The sequence below is a fragment of the Vibrio sp. JC009 genome, from assembly GCF_029016485.1.
Taxonomy (GTDB): domain Bacteria; phylum Pseudomonadota; class Gammaproteobacteria; order Enterobacterales; family Vibrionaceae; genus Vibrio.
In genome coordinates, this window is the sequence record NZ_CP092106.1 from 191,393 (window position 1) to 211,012 (window position 19,620).

20 protein-coding genes are annotated in these 19,620 nt (G+C 39.2%); 14 read left to right on the forward strand and 6 right to left on the reverse strand.

The genetic code is table 11. The features are described 5' to 3' along the window. The first annotated feature begins 67 nt into the window (after nucleotides 1–67). From L3Q72_RS00900 to L3Q72_RS00930, 7 genes are read left to right on the forward strand one after another with little or no spacing between them, the layout of a single operon-like run. Nucleotides 68–1,324, forward strand: coding sequence for a permease (locus L3Q72_RS00900; protein WP_275130828.1), 1,257 nt, complete (start codon nucleotides 68–70; stop codon nucleotides 1,322–1,324). A 31-nt stretch (nucleotides 1,325–1,355) separates the two neighbouring features. Then, on the forward strand, nucleotides 1,356–1,931 hold the full coding sequence (locus L3Q72_RS00905) for a hypothetical protein (protein ID WP_275130829.1): 576 nt from the start codon (nucleotides 1,356–1,358) through the stop codon (nucleotides 1,929–1,931). Between the two features lie 42 nt (nucleotides 1,932–1,973). Next, complete coding sequence (locus tag L3Q72_RS00910) at nucleotides 1,974–2,717, forward strand: GNAT family N-acetyltransferase (protein ID WP_275130830.1); 744 nt, start codon at nucleotides 1,974–1,976, stop codon at nucleotides 2,715–2,717. Nucleotides 2,718–2,761: 44 nt separating this feature from the next. Next, nucleotides 2,762–3,895: a dTDP-4-amino-4,6-dideoxygalactose transaminase gene (gene rffA / locus L3Q72_RS00915; RefSeq protein WP_275130831.1), complete on the forward strand. Its 1,134-nt coding sequence runs from the start codon at nucleotides 2,762–2,764 to the stop codon at nucleotides 3,893–3,895. A 28-nt stretch (nucleotides 3,896–3,923) separates the two neighbouring features. After that, nucleotides 3,924–4,958 (forward strand): GDP-mannose 4,6-dehydratase, encoded by a 1,035-nt coding sequence (gmd, locus tag L3Q72_RS00920; protein ID WP_275130832.1) that lies wholly within the window; start codon nucleotides 3,924–3,926, stop codon nucleotides 4,956–4,958. A 26-nt stretch (nucleotides 4,959–4,984) separates the two neighbouring features. Next, nucleotides 4,985–5,878: a GDP-mannose 4,6-dehydratase gene (locus L3Q72_RS00925; RefSeq protein WP_275130833.1), complete on the forward strand. Its 894-nt coding sequence runs from the start codon at nucleotides 4,985–4,987 to the stop codon at nucleotides 5,876–5,878. Further along, nucleotides 5,875–6,987 carry a glycosyltransferase family 1 protein gene (locus L3Q72_RS00930; RefSeq protein WP_275130834.1) on the forward strand — a complete coding sequence of 371 codons (1,113 nt, stop codon included), beginning with the start codon at nucleotides 5,875–5,877 and terminating at the stop codon, nucleotides 6,985–6,987. The genes L3Q72_RS00925 and L3Q72_RS00930 overlap by 4 nt, the downstream gene beginning before the upstream one ends. Nucleotides 6,988–7,041: 54 nt before the next feature. Here L3Q72_RS00930 and L3Q72_RS00935 read toward each other — a convergent pair whose 3' ends face one another. From L3Q72_RS00935 to L3Q72_RS00945, 3 genes are read right to left on the reverse strand one after another with little or no spacing between them, the layout of a single operon-like run. Next, nucleotides 7,042–7,779 (reverse strand): glycosyltransferase family 2 protein, encoded by a 738-nt coding sequence (locus tag L3Q72_RS00935; RefSeq protein ID WP_275130835.1) that lies wholly within the window; start codon nucleotides 7,777–7,779, stop codon nucleotides 7,042–7,044. Further along, complete coding sequence (locus L3Q72_RS00940; protein WP_275130836.1) at nucleotides 7,776–9,362, reverse strand: capsular biosynthesis protein; 1,587 nt, start codon at nucleotides 9,360–9,362, stop codon at nucleotides 7,776–7,778. Before L3Q72_RS00940 ends, L3Q72_RS00935 begins: the two co-directional genes overlap by 4 nt. Then, the gene (locus L3Q72_RS00945) at nucleotides 9,353–9,733 is read right to left on the reverse strand and encodes an HAD-IIIC family phosphatase (protein ID WP_275130837.1); all 381 of its coding nucleotides are present in this window, start codon (nucleotides 9,731–9,733) and stop codon (nucleotides 9,353–9,355) included. Before L3Q72_RS00945 ends, L3Q72_RS00940 begins: the two co-directional genes overlap by 10 nt. A 339-nt stretch (nucleotides 9,734–10,072) precedes the next feature. On the opposite strand from L3Q72_RS00945, the gene L3Q72_RS00950 reads away from it, so the two are divergent. The 5 genes from L3Q72_RS00950 to L3Q72_RS00970 are packed head-to-tail and all read left to right on the forward strand — an operon-like array spanning nucleotide 10,073 to nucleotide 13,480. Next, entirely contained in the window at nucleotides 10,073–10,702 is a 630-nt protein-coding gene (locus tag L3Q72_RS00950) for a hypothetical protein (RefSeq protein ID WP_275130838.1), read from the forward strand. Beyond that, a complete protein-coding gene (locus tag L3Q72_RS00955) occupies nucleotides 10,692–11,327 on the forward strand; it encodes an HAD family phosphatase (RefSeq protein WP_275130839.1) in 636 nt (211 codons plus the stop codon). The genes L3Q72_RS00950 and L3Q72_RS00955 overlap by 11 nt, the downstream gene beginning before the upstream one ends. Continuing rightward, on the forward strand, nucleotides 11,320–12,417 hold the full coding sequence (locus L3Q72_RS00960) for a nuclear transport factor 2 family protein (protein WP_275130840.1): 1,098 nt from the start codon (nucleotides 11,320–11,322) through the stop codon (nucleotides 12,415–12,417). The genes L3Q72_RS00955 and L3Q72_RS00960 overlap by 8 nt, the downstream gene beginning before the upstream one ends. Continuing rightward, entirely contained in the window at nucleotides 12,404–12,727 is a 324-nt protein-coding gene (locus L3Q72_RS00965; RefSeq protein WP_275130841.1) for a hypothetical protein, read from the forward strand. Before L3Q72_RS00960 ends, L3Q72_RS00965 begins: the two co-directional genes overlap by 14 nt. Continuing rightward, a complete protein-coding gene (locus L3Q72_RS00970) occupies nucleotides 12,728–13,480 on the forward strand; it encodes a glycosyltransferase family 2 protein (RefSeq protein WP_275130842.1) in 753 nt (250 codons plus the stop codon). It abuts the gene before it with no gap. A 109-nt stretch (nucleotides 13,481–13,589) separates the two neighbouring features. Here the strand turns inward: L3Q72_RS00970 and L3Q72_RS00975 are convergent, their stop codons facing one another. From L3Q72_RS00975 to L3Q72_RS00985, 3 genes are all read right to left on the reverse strand, one after another. Next, the gene (locus L3Q72_RS00975; RefSeq protein WP_275130843.1) at nucleotides 13,590–14,207 is read right to left on the reverse strand and encodes a hypothetical protein; all 618 of its coding nucleotides are present in this window, start codon (nucleotides 14,205–14,207) and stop codon (nucleotides 13,590–13,592) included. 621 nt (nucleotides 14,208–14,828) lie between these two features. Further along, complete coding sequence (locus L3Q72_RS00980; protein ID WP_275130844.1) at nucleotides 14,829–15,938, reverse strand: glycosyltransferase; 1,110 nt, start codon at nucleotides 15,936–15,938, stop codon at nucleotides 14,829–14,831. 1 nt (nucleotide 15,939) lies between these two features. After that, nucleotides 15,940–17,811: a nucleoside-diphosphate sugar epimerase/dehydratase gene (locus L3Q72_RS00985; protein ID WP_275130845.1), complete on the reverse strand. Its 1,872-nt coding sequence runs from the start codon at nucleotides 17,809–17,811 to the stop codon at nucleotides 15,940–15,942. Nucleotides 17,812–18,005: 194 nt separating this feature from the next. Between L3Q72_RS00985 and L3Q72_RS00990 the strand changes: the two genes are divergently transcribed. After that, nucleotides 18,006–18,962, forward strand: coding sequence for an SDR family oxidoreductase (locus tag L3Q72_RS00990; protein WP_275130846.1), 957 nt, complete (start codon nucleotides 18,006–18,008; stop codon nucleotides 18,960–18,962). Nucleotides 18,963–18,965: 3 nt separating this feature from the next. After that, nucleotides 18,966–19,514 (forward strand): sugar transferase, encoded by a 549-nt coding sequence (locus tag L3Q72_RS00995; RefSeq protein ID WP_275130847.1) that lies wholly within the window; start codon nucleotides 18,966–18,968, stop codon nucleotides 19,512–19,514. Nucleotides 19,515–19,620: the final 106 nt, after the last annotated feature.

The window sequence follows — 19,620 nt, forward strand, 5'->3', positions numbered from 1 at the left end:
GTTGTTTTATATGTTATGAATTGGTGATGCTGTTAAATTTTTTGAATTATACTCTTGGTGAGAAACATTGAATATTTTTAAAGTTGGAGTGATGCTTATAGGGATTTCCAACGTAACAAATGTATTAAATTATGCCCTCATGATATATGTATCTAGGAGTCTGTCTAAAGAAGAGTTTGCTACAGTCACTTCAGTAACTTCTCTCGGGATTATGTTTCTTTCCTTTGCTGCAGTGATTCCTTCCATCTACGTTTTGGTGCTCAACGACATGAGTGTCAGTTCTGATGATCGAAAGCTAAATGGTTCCAGGTTAAGTAATTTGGTAATTGTGATAAGTGGTGCCGTCCTTCTCGGAATGCTCCTTTTTTCAGATAGTTTATCAGCATTTTTACATTTAAACAGTTTGTGGCCTGTAAGACTGTACGCATGCTGCCTTTGTTTTAGTCTTTTGTTACAGGTTCCGATTGGCTATGGACAGGGATATCATAAATATAAGGAAGTACAACTCCAAGGGCTTGTGCTTAGCATTGGGAAACTTGCGCTGGTATTTTTGCTGTTTAATTCTGTGGGGGTTGAGGTTAATACTGTTTTAATTGCTGAAGGAATAGCGACAGTACTATCTATATTCTTTCTGGGGAGGATTATTCGAAGCAATATAGTGTTTGATTTTAATAATGTTCTTAGTTTTACTCGCTTGAAGAGATACGCTTCCAGAAGCGTTCCTATTGGGCTGAATTTTATGATCGTAGGCATATTGATTACGGGTGATATTGTACTAGCCAAGCACTTTTTTGATCCTATAGTGGCTGCTGAATATTCTGTAGCATCAAATTTATCGAAAATAGCATACTTTGTATCAGGTGCATTAGGAGGGGTGATGTATGCGCTGGTAACCAAGACGCTGAATCAGGGAGAAAGTGGCTTGAAGGTGCTTTTTTCATCTTCATTAATGGCTCTTGTAACTGGTGGACTGGTTGTTTCATTATCTTATCTCTTTCCCGAGCAAATCATAACTCTTCTATTTGGACATAGATATTTAGCTTCGAAGGATGTTTTTCAAGTATTATCTCTATCGATGACATTGCTAAGTGTGAATAGTATATTTTTTAGTTATTTTCTTGCTAAGAGGAACTATACTTACCAAAAACCATTGCTGATACTTTTAGCTATTGTGGTAGGATATGTATTTCTCTTCTATGGCAAAGACTTATCATCATTGAAAATGTCGTTACTTGTGAGGAATTTAATGGTGATAATACTTCTGGTAAACCTCTATTTGGTTTTTGAGAATAAAGTAAAACAAATTAAAAATAGCATTTTTTGAACTAGTTTAATTGTAGTAGGAGCCATATTTAATGGGCAAAAAGTTGGATTTAGGCTGTGGCCGATATAAGATTGAAGGGACCCTAGGAGTCGATATAGTTAAACAAGAGTCAGTGGATATCGTGCATGATCTTAATAGTTTTCCTTATCCCTTTGAAGAAAGTGATGTTGAAGAGGTTCACTGTTACCATGTAATGGAGCATGTCGATGATTTTATAGGGATGATGCATGAAATTTATAGGATATGTCAGAATGGTGCGAAAATTTACATTCGCTGCCCTCACCCCACTAGTTGCTCTACAGCCTGGGCAGATCCCACGCATAAACGGTTTTTTGTAAAAAACTCTTTTATTCACTTCAGAGGTGATGCAAACAACATATATGGATTTAAAACTAACTTTGTGGTTAAAAAAGTTAGATTGCATTACTATCTTTATGAAGGTGTAAGAAACGGTGTAGCCCTCCAAAAAATGCCATTATTCATAAATCACATTGTCAACAAAATTGTAAACTCTTCTTCATTAATGCAGGACATTTTTGAGCGTCTACTAGTGTACTATATTGGTGGGTTTGAAGAAGTGTATTATGAGTTGGAAGTGATAAAGTGATTATGCGTGGTTTTGAACATGAATAATTACTCGAATAGAAGTATGGACATCGGTTACTATAAATTAGAATCTGATTCCCAATTGTTTAATAAACAAGTTTATAATGCAAAGATTAGCAGGTTTATTATTTCAGATACTACACTGCATGAATATCATGAGTTTGAGTCTGAGTTGTATAAGAAAGGAGTCGAGCTGCTAGGTCTGCGCATTCCACAGTCTGATTTGAAAGCAATTAACTTCTTCGAAAATCATGGTTATCAGTATATCGAAGCTAGCTACAGACCATTTCTTATTCTTAAAGATATTGCTCATTTGAATACTCAGGAAAAGTTTCTACTAAAAGAGGCTAATATTGGCGATTCAATTAGAATCGCTGAAGCTGCGGGGGCAATATTTTCCTTCGGTAGATATCATCAAGATCCTAACGTGGAAGATAAACTGGCAAACATAAGGTATTACAACTGGGTTATGAATGCATTTGATAACGAGTGTCAATCGATTCTCAAATGCGTTAGTACTAAAACCGATGATATCTTGGCCTTTTTTATAGTCGAATATCCAGAACCAAGTGAGTGTTTTCTATCGCTAGTGGGCTTAATGCCTAATTATATAGGAAAGAGATTGTCGAAATTTGTTTGGGGTGCTTTATTAGCTTATTTGAAGGATTGTGGTGTTAAAAAAATTAGCACGAGTATATCTTCTCATAACACTCTTGTTTTTAATTTGTACATCTCTCTTGGTTTCACTTTTCCAGAACCAGAAATAACTTTACACAAATGGTTTTAGGTGTTTCCATATTTGTGAATAATCATTAGGTAGGTTAGCTTTTTATGATTCCATTCAATAAGTTCCCAATGCTTGGAACTGAGTTTAGGTTAATTGAACAGGCATTAAACTCTAGCAAAATTTCCGGTGATGGTGAGTTTGCAAGACAGTCAGAAGAGTTAATTATGCGCCTGCTAGGCTCTTCGCGAGTGCTTCTTACTCCATCGTGTACAGCTGCTTTAGAGATGGCAGCAATACTGCTGGATCTTCAACCAGAAGACGAAGTAATCGTTCCAAGTTATACATTTGTCTCTACAGCAAACGCCTTCGCCCTAATGGGAGCTAAAATAGTGTTTGTAGATGTTAACCCTTTAACGATGAATATCGATCCGGATTCAGTTGCTAAAGCTATAACGGAAAAAACCAGAGCGATAGTGCCTGTCCACTATGCCGGAGTTGCCTGCGATATGGACAGTTTGATGTCAATCGCAGAGCGTTACGGGCTTGTCGTTATAGAAGATGCGGCACAGGCTATAGGAAGTTTCTATAAAGGTAAACCGTTAGGCTCTATTGGGCATATGGCCACTTTTAGCTTTCATGAAACTAAGAATGTGACTAGCGGAGGAGAAGGTGGTGCGCTCTGTATCAATGATTCTAAGCATATTGAAAGAGCGGAAATCATTAGAGAGAAGGGAACTAATCGTAATCAGTTCTTCAGAGGGCAAGTCGACAAATATTCCTGGGTAGATATCGGTTCTAGCTACCTGCCTTCAGAGATACAGGCTGCATTTCTCTATGGTCAGCTCAAAGGTATTGATGGGATTAATAGTAAGCGTGTAAACATATGGAGGCAGTACTTGGATCACCTTTCGTCTCTGTTTGATGGGGGTGTGCTTGAGCCGCCATTTATACCAGATTATGCTTCGAATAATGGGCATATGTTTTATGTAAAATGCAAGGATCTCCAAGAAAGAAGTGAGTTAATTGCCTTTTTGAAAGATAACGGAATAATGGCAGCTTTTCATTACGTTCCTTTGCACTCTTCTGTTCAAGGAAGAAGCTGTGGTCGGATGGAAGGTGAAGACAAGTACACCACAAAAGAAAGTGAAAGGTTGGTAAGGCTACCTATGTATTATTCGCTAAGCAGTGAAGACGTCACGTATATTTGTGATACAATAAAGTCGTTTTTCAAAATTTAATTCAACTATAACAGCTAGAGCAGCAAACATGAAAACAGCAGTTATTACCGGAATCACCGGCCAGGACGCAGCCTACTTGGCTGAATTATTACTAGATAAAGGATACAAAGTATACGGAACTTACAGACGCACAAGCTCTGTGAACTTCTGGAGAATCGAAGAACTTGGTATTCAGAACCATGAGAATCTTGAGCTAGTTGAATATGATTTAACAGACCTGTCTTCTAGTATCAGACTGCTGCAAATGAGCAAGGCAACAGAAGTATACAATTTAGCAGCACAAAGCTTTGTTGGTGTATCCTTTGATCAGCCGTTAACTACTGCAGAGATAACTGGAGTAGGTCCAGTTAACCTTTTGGAAGCTATCCGTATAGTTAACCCTAAGATTAAATTCTACCAAGCATCAACATCTGAAATGTTTGGTAAGGTTCAGGAAATTCCTCAGAAAGAAACAACGCCATTTTATCCTAGAAGCCCGTATGGTGTAGCAAAACTGTATGCTCATTGGATGGTTATTAATTATCGCGAGTCTTATGATATCTTTGCAACTAGCGGGATTCTTTTTAACCACGAGTCTCCATTGCGTGGCCAAGAGTTTGTTACAAGAAAAATTACAGACTCTGTTGCGAAAATTAAACTTGGTCAACTAGATGTTCTCGAGTTGGGCAATATGGACGCTAAGCGCGATTGGGGCTTTGCTAAGGATTATGTTGAGGGTATGTGGCGAATGCTGCAGGCAGATAAGCCTGATACTTATGTACTGGCAACCAACAGAACAGAAACTGTAAGAGATTTCGTAACTATGGCTTTCAAAGCCGCGGACATAAAGCTTGAGTGGTCAGGTAAGGAAGAGCAGGAAATCGCAACAGATGTAGAGTCTGGCAAGGTAGTAGTGAAAGTTAACCCTAAATATTACCGCCCGGCAGAAGTAGACCTATTAATTGGTAACCCAGAAAAAGCTCAAAAAGATCTTGGCTGGGAACCAAAAACGACTTTAGAAGAGTTGTGTGAAATGATGGTAGAAGCCGACTTACGTAGAAATAAAATAGGTTTTTCTTTTTAGTCGCTAAGGAAAGAAAGTAGGTTTTCATGAAAAAAGTTTTAGTCACTGGTGCGGACGGGTTCACCGGTAAGTATGTTAGTAACCTGCTAGCAAGCAAGGGGTATCAGGTTGTAAAAAGCGGTATAGCTTGCGATAACTCAAGGGGTATCGTTGCCTGTGATTTGACTAAGTACTCAGATATATTAAACCTACTTAACGATACACAGCCAGATGGTATTATTCATCTGGCTGCGCTCTCATTCGTTGGGCATTCAGATGAAAGAGCTTTCTATGATGTAAATGTGTTTGGCACCCAAAACTTATTGAAAGCAGCAAAAGAAGCCTCATTAAACTTAGATAAGCTAGTGATCGCAAGTAGCGCTAATGTTTATGGCTCTGTTAACGATGGAAGTATTGAAGAATCAAGGCAACTTGCCCCTGTAAACCACTACGCAACAAGTAAAGCCGCCATGGAATATACGGTATCTAATTGGTTTGATACTTTTCCTATAATTTTGACTAGGCCTTTTAATTATACTGGCCGTGGTCAAGACGCTAAGTTCCTTGTTCCGAAAATTGTTCAACACTTTAAGGACAAAGCTCAGGTAATTGAGTTAGGTAACTTAGATGTTTCTCGAGACTTTTCTGATGTTAGAGATGTTGCTCGTTATTATGTCAGTCTATATGAGAGTGAAGTTGACAGTGAGGTCGTAAACCTATGTTCAGGACAGGTATTCTCTCTATCTTATATCCTTGAGGAAATGAGCAGTATCGCCGGGTATCCGATTGATGTTAAAGTAAACCCTGACTTTGTCCGAAACAATGAAATTAAAGTGCTTGGTGGAAGCAGAGAAAAGTTGCATAAGCTTACAGGCATTACACCTAAATATAGTTTCAGAGAAACATTAGAGCATATGTACTCTGAGCTGGAAGCTTCATGAAAGTTGGTTTTGGCACGACAACACTTTGCAAGTGTTTAGTGGATAATAAATTAGATGGTATCGGGGTTTACTGCCAGAATATCTCCAAACACATTAGTGGAGATATTGAGTTAATTCCGGCAGCCTTTGGTAAGCAGCTACCCGATAATACTGTAAGCTTAGGTCAGTATTATTCAATTCCAACGTTACGTTACCTAGCCACTTCTACCTGCTTTAGTTTAAAGGAGCTGGATGGAAATATAGATATATTTCACGCGACGGATCATATAATTCCTAAATTCAAATCTGTTCCGGTTTTAGCTAATCTAATGGATCCTGTTCCTCTAATGAACCCTCGGTGGGCATGGGGTAGCAGTAAGTTAGGCTTATTGAAGAACTACTTTTTTAAGCGTATGGCAAAATCCGCTGATCACTATGTCACCATAAGCGAATATGTTGTTGATGATATAGTCAAGCACTTCGGTATTGAGCGTAGCAGGATTACTGTTACCCCGTTGGGTGTGGATGGTTCCTATTTCAATCAAGCCTCTCCTGAGCGTTCGTTCAGGGTTCTCTCTCGATATTCAATAAGTTCCAAATATTTTATTTTCATAGGAACTCTGCAGCCGAGAAAAAATATTGACCGCGTAATTGAGGCTTATTTGGAATTGCCAGCCGAGTTGCGGGCAATGTACAAACTAATTATCGTTGGCAGATTAGGCTGGGGAGTGGAGCACTTACCTAAGATTATTGATGATCTGGAAGGTAAGGGGCAGGTAAAGTGGCTGCAGTATGTAGATGAACAAGATAAGCAGGTCTTATTGCAGAACGCTTCAGCTTTAGTTTTTCCTAGCTTATATGAAGGATTCGGCTTGCCTGTGGTCGAAGCGTTTGCTTCTCGAACCCCAGTTATCACTTCAAATGTCACTTCTCTTCCCGAGGTAGCAGGTGATGCGGCAATACTTGTTGATCCAACTTCTACGGAGCAGATTTCTAAAGCAATGCGAGAGGTTGTCTTAGATACTGAGCTGGCTGATAGTATGAAGAATAGAGGTTTTGATAGGGCGAAGTCATTTACTTGGAAACAGACTGCTGCTGAAACTGCTAAGTTATATAAAAGTTTATTGTGACACCCCCCTCTAGTAACTGGCTTGAAACACCTTTAGAGGGGGATACCCTTTATATTATTTAGCTTTAAAAGCTGTATACTCTGCAGGAACACCACAAAAAATAACGTCTTGCCTATCAATAATATGATAATGAATAGTTTTATCTTCATCTAGTAGCATATTATAGAGTGGAGCGACATATAATTCACCTTTTTCCCACTCAGACATCGGCTTTTCTATATATCGACTATAAGCAGCTATATAGACTGACGCAGCTTTAAAATGGTAAAGTCCGGTACAGCATAAATCCGATATAGGACTTTTTTCTGCTGTCTTTTCGACGGTTCTCAAGTTAGTGTCCCTAGGCAGGACAAATGACCAGTTATCACCAGCCCCTCTAAATACTTCTAGATAACCATTTCCTAGCGTAGTAATTTCAGGAAATTTAAAGTTAGGCCTGAATGTGTCTATATTAAATATAGTAATTGGTAGATCGCTATATGAGCTATTCTTAGCTATAATTTCATCTAAACCAAGAAAAACAGTTTCGGCTTGACCTCTGGTATCATTATTTAGAACAACAATTTCGTATTTCTTTATACCCAATGCAAGAATACGCGACTTTACAAATTCAACAGTGTTGTACACATCCTTTACAATAAATAAGAAGGGGAGTGTGTCAAAGTAGTTTTCAAAACTAGTCACAGCATGATCAAACAAAGACTTACCATGAGCTTTCAACATATATTTAGGTTGAGTGTAACCAGCTTTAAAAAATCTAGAGCTCATACCAGCCATTGGTATAATAATCATTTTTCTAACCTCTGTAATATTTGATATAGTCGGAATACATTAGCGAATAAGGCCTTTTGTCGTTGGGGATCATCGGAGTGTAAAGGCAGCATAGATAAAAATAACTGTATTTGCATAGCATACAAATTCAAAATGCTAATTCCAAATTTTTCCAGTACTAGGTCCGAAAATATCTTTTGGATTTGCCTATGCTTTTGAGATGACTCTATGCGGAAGTTGATTGAATCACTTTCAATAGATACATCGTAATATCCAGCAATAATCCAATCATACATCCCTAAAATGGAATGGCTTAATTTTGCAAGATCGTAGCGAATGTCACCATATATAGAGAGTTGATTCTCTGGAGTTATACCCCTGGGGTCAATAGTTTTTACCCTTCCAGTTCTGAAATCATACAGTATGTTGCTGAAGCAAAAATCGCCATGTAGCACACTTAAGTCGAATTGTTTCTTCGGTAGATAAGAGTTGCTTAGTGTTAACACCTCGTCAATGGAAACCGTAAGCTCATTATTAAATTGCCAGATTTGCTTTCTGGAAATACCATTGTCGCTGCAAAAATCATCAATACGCTCGTTAGTTTTTTTGCCAAATAGCTCTTCAAGCGTATTGGCTGGTTCTGACTGTGGTTTTTTTACTTTATAGCAATCTTCTAGGAATTTCAGGCATCCGAAAATTATTTGCTTCCAAGCGCTAGATGATGTTTCTGAAAAAACAAATAGCTCGTTTAACGCTGTGTGATACAAATATTCTAGTTTATAAGATACTCTATTCTCATTATTTGTTGTTCCAAGGTATTGTGGAATATATCCTCGAAGTTTTTTAGGTAATGTTTCAAACCAGTGTGCTTCAGCTTCTATTTTTAGGTTCTTATCACTAGATTTCTCAATCCAGTCTGACGTTATCTTTAGCTGATTAAATGCTCTTTGTGTAGTAAACTTAGCCTTGGAGCGGTAGTAAGTATTTACATGGCCGAAATCTAGCCAGGAGTCTAGCCTTATTGTGTCAAGAGCTACTGAACTGTGGTACCGATTCAGGCCTTCAATATAATCCCAGCTACTTTGGGTTATACACTTTATCAGTTGTCTTGGTTGACTAAACTTGAAGTAACCACTAACGACATTATTTGTATCGACGTCTAAACCTAAGTCAGAATTCTGTACCCATTGTGATTTATTATTCGTAACCACGGCCCAATTATAGCTGTCTTTTACTTCGGTTATACCAATAATATCATCTCCCTCAGGGAGAGAGTCAAACAGAGTATCACCGTACAAAACATGAAGAGGTGTATCTAAACTGTGGTCAGCTAGATTTAATGCTGCAACCAGAGCTGCGCCGATAGAAAGGTTTTCAGGGATACGTAAAATGTGCACAGAGTGATCTGAAAGCCACTTTTCATCAATAGCAGAAATCCTGTAGGAGTCGGGAATTGACAGATAAATACTGACATTCTGAGGAGCAAGCTTGACTTGGTGCTGAAATAATCTACGGTTTCCCAAAGGGAGGAAGCTCGGTGGAATCTTTCCTAGCTCGGACTTTAGTTCTTGCTCTATATATGCTGAAGACATGATTAAGAGCATATTTTTTCCTTTTTCAGTAGTTCGTTAATCTCGTCAAACGAAAGGGCTGCAAACTCCGAAGGTCTAACCGCGCGGTCATCAACATAAAAACCATCTGTGCCACACCATGGTTTGCCTACTATAACTTCATCATATGGGACTTCATGCTTATCTAGCCACGCAGTTATTATGGGTAAAGTATGAATGTTGATTTTCCCAACATTATTCTCATAAGTTCGCATATTGCGGGCAGTAAAGATTACAATAGTGAAACCTTCTTTTTTATAGCCTCTTAGCGTCTGAATTATGTCTTCCTTAGGTAACACATTTCTATAGTCCGAGGTGTTTGCCTTGGTTAAAGTTCCATCCAAATCAACGATTATTTTCTTCATAGCATTGCCGTCAAAATTTTCTCCAGTATGCAAGTGTAATAGATATGGAGTGCGCTGCAAACTACAAGTGTCGTTGATGTGTAAAATTAAACTGCCTAGAGTCACGAGTAACAAAACACATAGGATAAGTATGAGGCAGGTTATTTGTAGCAGTCGGAAAGCTCAGGGCCAGCTCTCTAGCTTGATACAAAACAACTGTGAACGTTTAAGATGGTTCTGGTAGAATCAACAGTCGGGAAATCGAAAAAGTATACGGTGTATAAACTCACAGACAAGTTTAAAGTTTTTTCTTTTTACGCTTAATTACAGCAATTCTATCTAATACTGAACGGTAAATTTATGGAAATATTAGCTCACAGAGGTGAATGGAGTGAGAAGTGTCAGCAGAATACCATGCAGGCATTTGAGTTGGCTCTAAATAACGGCTATGGTATCGAAACTGACTTGCGAGATCTTAATCAAAATGTGGTTATTAGTCACGATATGCCAGCGGATGACGCGATGCTCTTAGAGCGATTTTTAGCCGTTTGCGCTAAGCATCCAAATGCAACACTTGCGTTGAATATCAAGGCGGACGGGTTGCAGCAAGCATTAGTTAAGTCAAATATAGATAACCCTCACTTTTATTTTGATATGTCTGTCCCAGATAGCTTGGGCTTTATCAAAAATGGGCTACGTTTTTATACAAGAAGCTCAGATATAGAGCAAGTCCCTTGTCTTTATAAAGAAGCTGATGGTATATGGCTGGATAACTTTTCGTCTAACCAAGTTGACCTATCTGCTCTTAAGAAGTTTCTTGATGACGATAAATTTGTTGTATTGGTTTCTCCCGAACTACATAAACTTTGTGAAAAGGACTACTGGAGAGAAGTAAAAGACTTCTTAAATATTTATCCACATTTTTCTGATAAGTTGAGTATATGTACGGATTATCCATCAAAAGCTAAGGAGTACTTTAATGTCGACTAAGATTAAGGCTGTAATTTTTGATATGGACGGTGTGCTTATTGATGCGAAAGACTGGCATTATGATGCACTTAATAAAGCTTTATCGATTTTTGGTTTGGAAATAAGTCGACATGAACACTTAGTAACTTTCGATGGGTTATCGACCAACCAGAAGCTTAAAATGCTCTCGAAAACTTATGTTTTGCCAGAGTCATTGCATGTCTTTATAAACGAGATGAAGCAGCAGTATACGATGGATATTACGCACCAGCTCTGTAAACCAGTGTTCCATACACAGTATGCACTATCAAAACTAAAAGAGAATGGCTTTCAGCTTGCTGTAGCTTCAAACTCAATAAGAAATACCGTTAAAGTGATGATGGAAAAGTCTGAGCTAATGAAATACCTGAGTTTCTACCTTTCTAACCAAGATGTTGCAAAAGGAAAGCCTGATCCAGAGATATATAACTTAGCAATATCTAAACTTGGTCTGAAGCCAGAAGAATGTGTGATAGTTGAAGATAATGAGAATGGGATTAAAGCGGCACTTGCTTCAGGTGCACATGTTCTTAAGGTTGAAACAATTTATGATGTAAATTATGACAATATTTCTAGTTTTATAAATAAGGTTGAGAGTAATGATTAATATTTTGATCCCCTTGTCTGGAAAGAACACATTCAAAGTAAATTCCGTAAACTCTTTCCCTAAGTTTTTAAGTGAAGTGAACGGAAAGCTATTGATTGAGCATGCAGCAGAGCCGTTTACATCTTTGGGAATGGAAAAAAAAATCATAGTTGCTGTACCTGAAAAACAGTCAGAAAAATACAAGCTGAATAGTATAATTAGGTTGCTAGGTGAGGATATTCAAACATGCCTCATCAACGGTAATACACAGGGTGCGGTATGCTCGGCTCTTTTAGCTGTTGAGAGTTTAGACTTAGATTCGCCATTAATTATTTCTAGTTTTGAACAGGTTTTAGAGTTGGATCTGACACCATATATTCAAGATTTTATTGAAGAGAGTGCTGATGCTGGTGTCTTTACATTTGAGGCTATCCACCCTAAATGGTCATATGTAAAAATAGGTGAATACGGAAATGTTACTGAGTCAGCAGAAAAGGTACCTATTAGCAAACATGCCATCGCTGGACTGTATTACTACAAAACAGCCCGATCATTTGTCGAGGCAGCAAAGTCAGTTATTCGTAAAGATGTAAAAACTAATGATAGCTTTTTTATTTCATCTACTTTAAATGAAATAATCTTAAATGAAGGCGTAGTTCGGGCTGTTAAAATTGACAATAAAAAGTATTTTCATATAAATGACGAACATACGCTTGAGAATTTTGAAATAAAATTGTCTGAAGATAGAGAAAAACATAAAAAAGCAATAAAACGAAGATCAGAGGACTATATAGTTGCTTTTGACAGTAAGGATATTAATTTGGTTTCTGGATTCTTTTCAGATGATTTTTCATTGACCGATCCAAGTGCCTCTATCCAAGGAAAGAAAGAGGTTTGCGAGTATATCGCTGGAATATTTAATAACGTAAGAGAGCTTTCTTTTTCCAGTAAGAATATATTTATTACAGGTGAGCTACAGAGCATCATAGAATTTGAACTAATTGTCGATGGGCAAACCTTAATTGGAACAGATGTGATACAGTGGAATAAAGAGCTGGAAATGGTTTCCATGGACGCTTATCTGTATGAGGTTAATAATGGACAAGCATAATTTAGACAACTTTGTTCGTGGTTGGTTTGTGGGGGGGTTCGAACCAACTTTGTATAAAACAACGGATGTTGAGGTGGCGATCCAAAAGTTTAATAAGGGTGATAAAGAGGCAAGTCATTGCCATAAGATAGCTACCGAAATTACAGTAATAATTTCAGGTAAGGCTAGGATGGGGGAAAATATTGCAGTGTCAGGTGATATTTTACGTATTGAACCGGGGGAGTTTACAGACTTTGAAGCATTGGAAGATACGGTAACAGCGGTTGTTAAGCTGCCTGGTGCCCTCAACGATAAGTATTTGGAGGATTAAGTGTTAAATATTGTGATTCCTATGGCTGGGCGTGGAAGTCGGTTTAGTAAAGAAGGATATGAACTGCCTAAACCTTTAATTGATGTGAATGGAAAGCATATGATCGAGGTTGTAATCAATAACCTCAAACCTGAATGTGATCATCGTTTTATCTTCGTTTGCCAACAAGAGCATATAGATAAGTACAACCTAGAAAATATTTTCTCGAAAGCGTGTGATAATTTTGAGATCATTGGTATAGATGGCGTTACGGAAGGTGCAGCTGTTACAGTTATGAAAGCTGAGCAGTATATAGACAATGCAGAACCATTGATGATAGCGAACTCTGATCAATGGATAGATGCTGATATTAATGTATATCTTAAAGATATGGATGATCGTCAACTTCAAGGTAGCATGCTTACAATGACAGCGGACGATCCTAAATGGTCTTATGCAAAAGTAGGTGAAAATGGCCTGGTTACCGAAGTTGTTGAAAAAGTTGTCGTATCCGATGAAGCGACCGTTGGAATTTACAACTTTGCAAAAGGCTCTGAGTTTTGCAGCTTTGCGAACCAAATGATTGAACGAGACATAAGAAGCAATGGTGAGTTTTATGTTGCTCCTGTCTATACATTTATGGCAGAACAAGGAAGTAAGATAGGTGTGTTCAATATTGGTAGTGAAGCTCATGGTATGTATGGACTAGGAATACCATCAGATCTGACACTGTTTTTAGGCTCAGATGTGTGCGAGAAAGCAACGAATTTTTAGTCATCGTTTGCTCATCAATTGAGGCCTCAAAGAAAAGGCCTCAATAGAAAAACGAGCCGTTTACACAATGGGGATCTGGAAGCAGATCTCCATTTTTGTATCTCATGGGTTACTGGTATTTCGAGAAATAGATAATTTTCTCTAAATCAATCACACTCTTAGTAAGGCCAAGCTGCATTGCTGGAGTGCCTTTCTTGCCGTGTTTCTCGCAGTAGTTATAGTAAACACGGTATATGTCACCAAGCTTCTGGAACATCTCAGGATTGTAAGGCGCGTAGCCATACCATGTTGCATCTTTATTTGCAGAGGTAAATGGGCGTTCAAAAAGGTTTATAGACCTTCTTATTTGCATAAAGAACCTGTCAATGGGGTGTAGCGATGCTCGCCAATAAGTATCCGCTCTAGCCTCATCTTCAAGTTCCGATAATTGACTGATTGCCAGCACCTTCTTCTTAGGCTCAGACATTGTGGCTATCGGGTGCTCGAACCAATCTAGGTCACTCACATCTTGAAGCTCATTTTTCAGGATCTCTGTTGTTACTTTGTAGAACTCCAGACCAGACATTCCCTTGCGCGGCTTGCCACAGTGTTCTTGAATAAGCTTACTTGTTTTTGCTACCTCAGTGCGCCTTTGATTAACCGTATAGCCTTTGCTGGAACTGATCACGGTGCCATGTGTAAATGTTAAGGTGGCGAGCAATTTTCCTGAGAGGTGTTTTACAGACAATTAAATCAAATACTCTTCGATTTACTTCTGAGCGCTTATGGGGCTTAGTATGTTCCGTGGTAAATGACGTTTTACACCGATTACAGAAATACCGCTGAGTTCCTTTCTTCGTAAATCCACGCTTCTTAATGGCGCTGGGGTCTTGTGAATTGCTTGTCTGGCATTCCTTTTTTGGGCAGATTATTGATTTATCGAGATACTTCCATAGCCGTTCAACCTCTTGGGTGATAGCTTCATTACTTTTAACTACCCACGAAGCTTGAACACCTGATAGGTTCTCTTTTGCTTTCTGGCATTCTTTACATATAATGACGGCTTCGTTCTTACCGTTACCATTGGTCTTATAAAGAGGGTGGTGTTTGTTTCTTGTGGCAGACTCATCTAAAGAAAGGCTTTCTGCATGTGGTGAAACGCCAAAGTTCTTGCAACCTACAGATTTGCAAACATTTACTTGGACGCCTTTACTCTCTCTTGGGAAAGTTTCCCATTTCCTTTCAGAAGATTTCTTTCGCATTTTCCATAATCTAGCAGCCTCTTACTACTTGATTATAGTGCTAAAATGACAAAACGTGGATTTTTAGATCCACGTTTTGTAAACGGCTCGATAGAAAAATAATCAATTTAGTTTGTGTTCAGAAGGCTTGTATATAGCTTGTAGTAGCTCTTTGTAAGAATCTCCGCCGTAAAAAGGTTATTGAACCTTTCATATCCGTTTTTCCCCAACTGTTGGCGCAGTTCCATGTTTTCATTGAGAGTGATCATTGCGTCTGAGATTTGTTGATAGTTTTCTTTTTCGACAACAAGGCCTGTTTCACCATCAATATTTACATAGCTTGAACCAGTGCCGACATCGCAGCTGATAATGGCCTTTTTGAAAAGCTGCGCTTCTAGCAGGGATACACCAAATGCTTCAGATCTTAGGTGCGAAGGAAATACGAAGGCTTGACATAAGTTTAATAAAGCTACTTTATCTTCCTCTGAAATAAATCCGACAAATTTTACGTTCGCCAAGCCCTTCTCTCTTACCAACGATTCTAGCTCTTTTCGTAAAGGCCCATCTCCTGCGATAACAACGGGAAGCCTGTTTATTTCTGCTGCTTTTATCAGAAACTCAAGCCCTTTGTAATAGCGAAGAACACCTACAAACAGAAAGAATGAGTCACCAACACTGTTTTTCCATGTTTCAATGAGTTCATCAGGACACTTACCATAAGCACTGGGGTCAATCCCAAGAGGAATAACCTCTATTTTATCTTTGTACTCAGATAGTGTTTTACTTGATGCAACATATTGTGGTGATGTGGGTGCAATACGAGTTACGTGTTTAAGAAAGTACCTTTCTAGTGGCGAATATAATACTTTCAAAAACTTTTGTCTGACTATATCCGAGTGATAAGTTAGTACCGAAGGTGTATTTTTGTCAAATAAGTTTAGTATGTCACCTGTTGGCCACGGGTAGTGGTAATGGATGATGTCAGCCCATTCGGCTAGTTTTTTAAATTCACTTATTAAGCCTAAAGAAAAACCATTGGATGCAATTTCCCAACTTTTTTTCTTTAGTATTATTTCACTACCATCATGTAAAAAAGCCTTATCGTGTTCGTCCGATAATGACAAAATTTTTGTTTCAACCCCGTACTGTTGTGCTCCAGTAGAAATAAAGCGAATAACTTGCTCCACCCCTCCTTTGGTCTCTGGAAAACAGGTTCTATAGACATGTAGCACTTTCATTTTATTTATTACCTTCAGGTGAATAGCCGGTAGGCGCTTCAAGTAAGATTCGCTTTATACATTTGACATCAAACTCGTGACAGCATGCATCTAGTTGGTTGAGTAGTATCTCCATGCTTGGCCAAGTTAACTTTTCTTCTTTTGCTGTCATTATTTTTTTATGACTTGTTCCTTCAACATTCTCACCGATTAGCAACTCTTCATATAGCTTCTCACCAGGCCGTAAGCCAACAAATTTAATGGCGATGTCTCCTTCTTCAGGTTCTCCTTCTGTAGTTTCTTTGTAGCCCATTAGGTGAATCATCCGCTTGGCTAGGTCAAGAATTTTTACGGGCTCACCCATATCTAACACAAAAACCTGCCCATTATTTCCCATCGCTCCTGCCTGAATAACTAGCTGTGCAGCTTCTGGAATCAGCATAAAATAGCGAATAATGTCTGGGTGTGTAACGGTAACAGGCCCTCCCTTACGAATCTGCTCTTTAAATAGAGGGACCACAGAGCCAGAAGAGCCTAATACATTACCGAAGCGTACCATGGTAAAAGTCGTAGTGGTGTCCTTATCGGCAACTGCTTGAAGAACAAGCTCTGCCATACGCTTACTAGCACCCATAATATTAGTTGGGCGAACTGCTTTGTCGGTTGAGATTAGAGTGAAATTTTCCACTCCTGCTTCAATTGCTGCTTCTGCAGCAGAGAGCGTGCCGAATACATTGTTTCTTATACCTTCTACAATATTGTCCTCAACGATGGGCACATGTTTGTATGCTGCAGCGTGGTAAACGGTGTTAACGTTGTAGGCCTTAAGCATATTCAAAACGCGGTTTTTGCGTTGAACTGTACCTAAAGCAGCGATAATTTGAGTTTCTGACTTCAGGTTTTTCTTCATAGACTTAAGTTCCTGATCTATGGAGTAAAGGTTGTACTCGTTTAGCTCAAAAAGTACTAGTGTTTTAGGCCTTTGAGCTAATATCTGACGACATAACTCTGAACCTATAGAGCCTCCTGCTCCTGTAACCATAACACTTTTTCCGGCGATGTTTTGAGCTAGCAGTGCTTCATCAGGATCAACTGGTGCTCGGCCGAGTAAATCGGCTATTTCCAGATCGCGCACATCGGTTGTGTGAGCCTTTCCAGCCGCAATATCTTCAACGGAAGGAACCGATTGAATTTCGATTGGCCAGTCAGAGAGTTTTTCCACAAGGCGAAGTCGTTTGCCTTTATTTATGTTATTTATTGCTAGTAATAGTTTTACTGGCTGATAGAGCGATCGAAGATTTTCGAACTCATTGCTGTGGTGGACTCGAATTCCAAAGTAAATCTCACCCGATTTTCTTTTGTCATCATCGAGAATGGCTACCGGATGGTACTCATCACCCTGTATTAGAGCATAAGCAAGCTCCCGCCCGGTTGCACCAGCTCCGTAAATGAAGACATTTGGTTTCTGTCGTTTATAGTAATGGTAGTAAATGGCACGGATAAAAATACGAGGGCCGCCAAGAGTGAGTGCAGCAAGGCCTGCATAGATAAACGGAACACTACGGGGGACGAATGACTGGAAGAAAAATCCACTTAGAGCCAGTGTGATTGCAGAAATGATTATACCGAAAAAAATATTCCCTAAAGCAGGAATAGTCATATACCTAAGGACAGCGCGATACATACCAAGTTTGACAAAGCAGTATATTGTGACAAAAAGAGTCACTAGCATGCTGATAAGTTCTTCGTTATCTAGTGCAAAGCTATAAACCCCAAGCCGTACAGCAATAGCCAAATAAAGAGAGAACAAAATCGCTAAAATGTCATATATGACACTGATTATGCGCTTATCTTTTCGTGAAGCATTAAGTAAAAACTGAACGGGAGTAAACATGCAAAGCCTGAAGTTGTCATTTATCTAATAATTTTTATCGGCTGTATTGTAGACTTCTTAAGTCATTATCGCCAGATCTCAAATGCAACTTTGATGTGAATATCGAAGTGATTAGGTAAAAATTGTCGTAGTACCTGAATAACATTAAACTGTTGGGCTTGATATATAAAAATTACCTGATTGTGAGGGATTCATTGAACATACTAGTCACAGGTAGCAAGGGGTTTGTTGGGAGTAGGGTTGTTGAGCTGGCGGATGCACGTGGATGGTGCTGTGTGGGCGGCAGGCGGCAGGCGGCAGGCGGCGAGCTGGTTGATACCTCAAATGTTGTTTACCGGGATGTTGCCCCTAATGAGCATTGGGTCGATGTATTGCAGGGTATAGACTGCGTGGTGCACTGTGCGGCTCGAGTACATCAGATGAAGGAAACCGAAAGTGATGTATTAGAAGCTTATCGTGAAGTAAATACCCATGGGACTCTTAACTTAGCGAGACAGGCTGCTGATGCCGGTGTAAAGCGTTTTGTGTTCTTGAGTACAGTAAAGGTAAATGGTGAATTAACTGAAGCAGGCAAGCCTTTTACTCCGGAAGTGAGTATTCCGCCTGAAGATCCTTATGGCCTGAGTAAGTACGAAGCTGAGCTTGGGCTTAGAAAACTGGCCGATGAAACAGGACTTGAGGTTGTTATTATCCGTCCTCCTTTAATTTATGGGCCAGGAGTAAAGGCAAACTTCTTGTCCATGATGAACTGGGTTTATAAGGGCGTGCCGCTACCATTAAGAAGTATTAATAACCTTCGTAGCATGGTGTTCTTAGATAATCTGGTTGATTTGATTCTGTTGAGTTGTGAACATCCAGATGCTGCTAACAAAACCTTTTTGGTATCTGATGATCAGGATACTTCTCTGTCATCTTTACTGGCTATGATTGCTAGTGCCTTGGACAAACCAAACAGGATGATTCCTTTTCCGGCTTCTTTACTAAAACTAACCGCTACTTTATTAGGTAAGGGCGATATTGGTACACGATTATGTGCTAACCTGCAGGTCGATATTTCCGAAACTAAGCAAGCTCTTAGCTGGGTTCCTCCCTATTCGGTGCAGGAAGGCATTGAGCAAACGGTTAGCGACTTTTTAATAAATAACAAGTAAATAATGATGATTCGTATCTTAGATTTTCTATTTTCATTTTTCGGCCTGCTTTTTCTCTGGCCGGTATTGCTGGTTGTATGTGTACTCGGTTACTTTGACACAAAATCCCCCATTTTCACTCAGACCCGTGTCGGTAAGAATCAGAAGCCGTTTACTCTGGTTAAGTTCAGAACCATGCCGGTAGAGACTAAGTCGGTAGCTACTCATTTGGTTGGCAAAAGCTCTGTAACTAAGCTGGGTGGCTTTCTGAGGAAAACCAAACTAGATGAACTTCCGCAGTTGATCAATGTGGTGAAAGGCGAAATGAGCCTTGTTGGCCCAAGACCCTGCTTGTTTAACCAGGAAGAGTTGATTGCTGAACGTGATGCCAGAGGTGTGTTTGATGTACTTCCGGGAGTAACCGGGTTAGCTCAGGTCAATGAGATTGATATGTCTACGCCTAAGAAATTGGCTGAGTGGGATCAGAAGATGATCCAGACAATGTCGGTTAAGAACTATTTTAGTTATATTCTGCAAACAGTCTCAGGAAAAGGTTCTGGCGATAGGGTGTAACTTATCTCTGGCCGTGATTTTTGAACCACATCGAGTAAAAATCAAGAGTTACTGTTGTTTTAATATTAACAGGTTAGGGTGGGTGCACTACTTTCTGAGGTAACTC

Excerpts from the sequence above, each read along its gene's own strand:
- L3Q72_RS00940 (WP_275130836.1), bottom strand. The coding sequence starts at position 9,362 with ATGCTCTTAATCATGTCTTCAGCATATATAGAGCAAGAACTAAAGTCC.
- L3Q72_RS00935 (WP_275130835.1), bottom strand. The coding sequence starts at position 7,779 with ATGATTATTATACCAATGGCTGGTATGAGCTCTAGATTTTTTAAAGCT.
- L3Q72_RS00995 (WP_275130847.1), top strand. The coding sequence starts at position 18,966 with ATGATGATTCGTATCTTAGATTTTCTATTTTCATTTTTCGGCCTGCTT.
- L3Q72_RS00965 (WP_275130841.1), top strand. The coding sequence starts at position 12,404 with ATGGACAAGCATAATTTAGACAACTTTGTTCGTGGTTGGTTTGTGGGG.
- L3Q72_RS00910 (WP_275130830.1), top strand. The coding sequence starts at position 1,974 with ATGGACATCGGTTACTATAAATTAGAATCTGATTCCCAATTGTTTAAT.
- gmd (WP_275130832.1), top strand. The coding sequence starts at position 3,924 with ATGAAAACAGCAGTTATTACCGGAATCACCGGCCAGGACGCAGCCTAC.
- L3Q72_RS00930 (WP_275130834.1), top strand. The coding sequence starts at position 5,875 with ATGAAAGTTGGTTTTGGCACGACAACACTTTGCAAGTGTTTAGTGGAT.
- L3Q72_RS00950 (WP_275130838.1), top strand. The coding sequence starts at position 10,073 with ATGGAAATATTAGCTCACAGAGGTGAATGGAGTGAGAAGTGTCAGCAG.
- L3Q72_RS00945 (WP_275130837.1), bottom strand. The coding sequence starts at position 9,733 with ATGAAGAAAATAATCGTTGATTTGGATGGAACTTTAACCAAGGCAAAC.
- L3Q72_RS00980 (WP_275130844.1), bottom strand. The coding sequence starts at position 15,938 with ATGAAAGTGCTACATGTCTATAGAACCTGTTTTCCAGAGACCAAAGGA.
- rffA (WP_275130831.1), top strand. The coding sequence starts at position 2,762 with ATGATTCCATTCAATAAGTTCCCAATGCTTGGAACTGAGTTTAGGTTA.
- L3Q72_RS00925 (WP_275130833.1), top strand. The coding sequence starts at position 4,985 with ATGAAAAAAGTTTTAGTCACTGGTGCGGACGGGTTCACCGGTAAGTAT.
- L3Q72_RS00960 (WP_275130840.1), top strand. The coding sequence starts at position 11,320 with ATGATTAATATTTTGATCCCCTTGTCTGGAAAGAACACATTCAAAGTA.
- L3Q72_RS00955 (WP_275130839.1), top strand. The coding sequence starts at position 10,692 with ATGTCGACTAAGATTAAGGCTGTAATTTTTGATATGGACGGTGTGCTT.
- L3Q72_RS00905 (WP_275130829.1), top strand. The coding sequence starts at position 1,356 with ATGGGCAAAAAGTTGGATTTAGGCTGTGGCCGATATAAGATTGAAGGG.
- L3Q72_RS00985 (WP_275130845.1), bottom strand. The coding sequence starts at position 17,811 with ATGTTTACTCCCGTTCAGTTTTTACTTAATGCTTCACGAAAAGATAAG.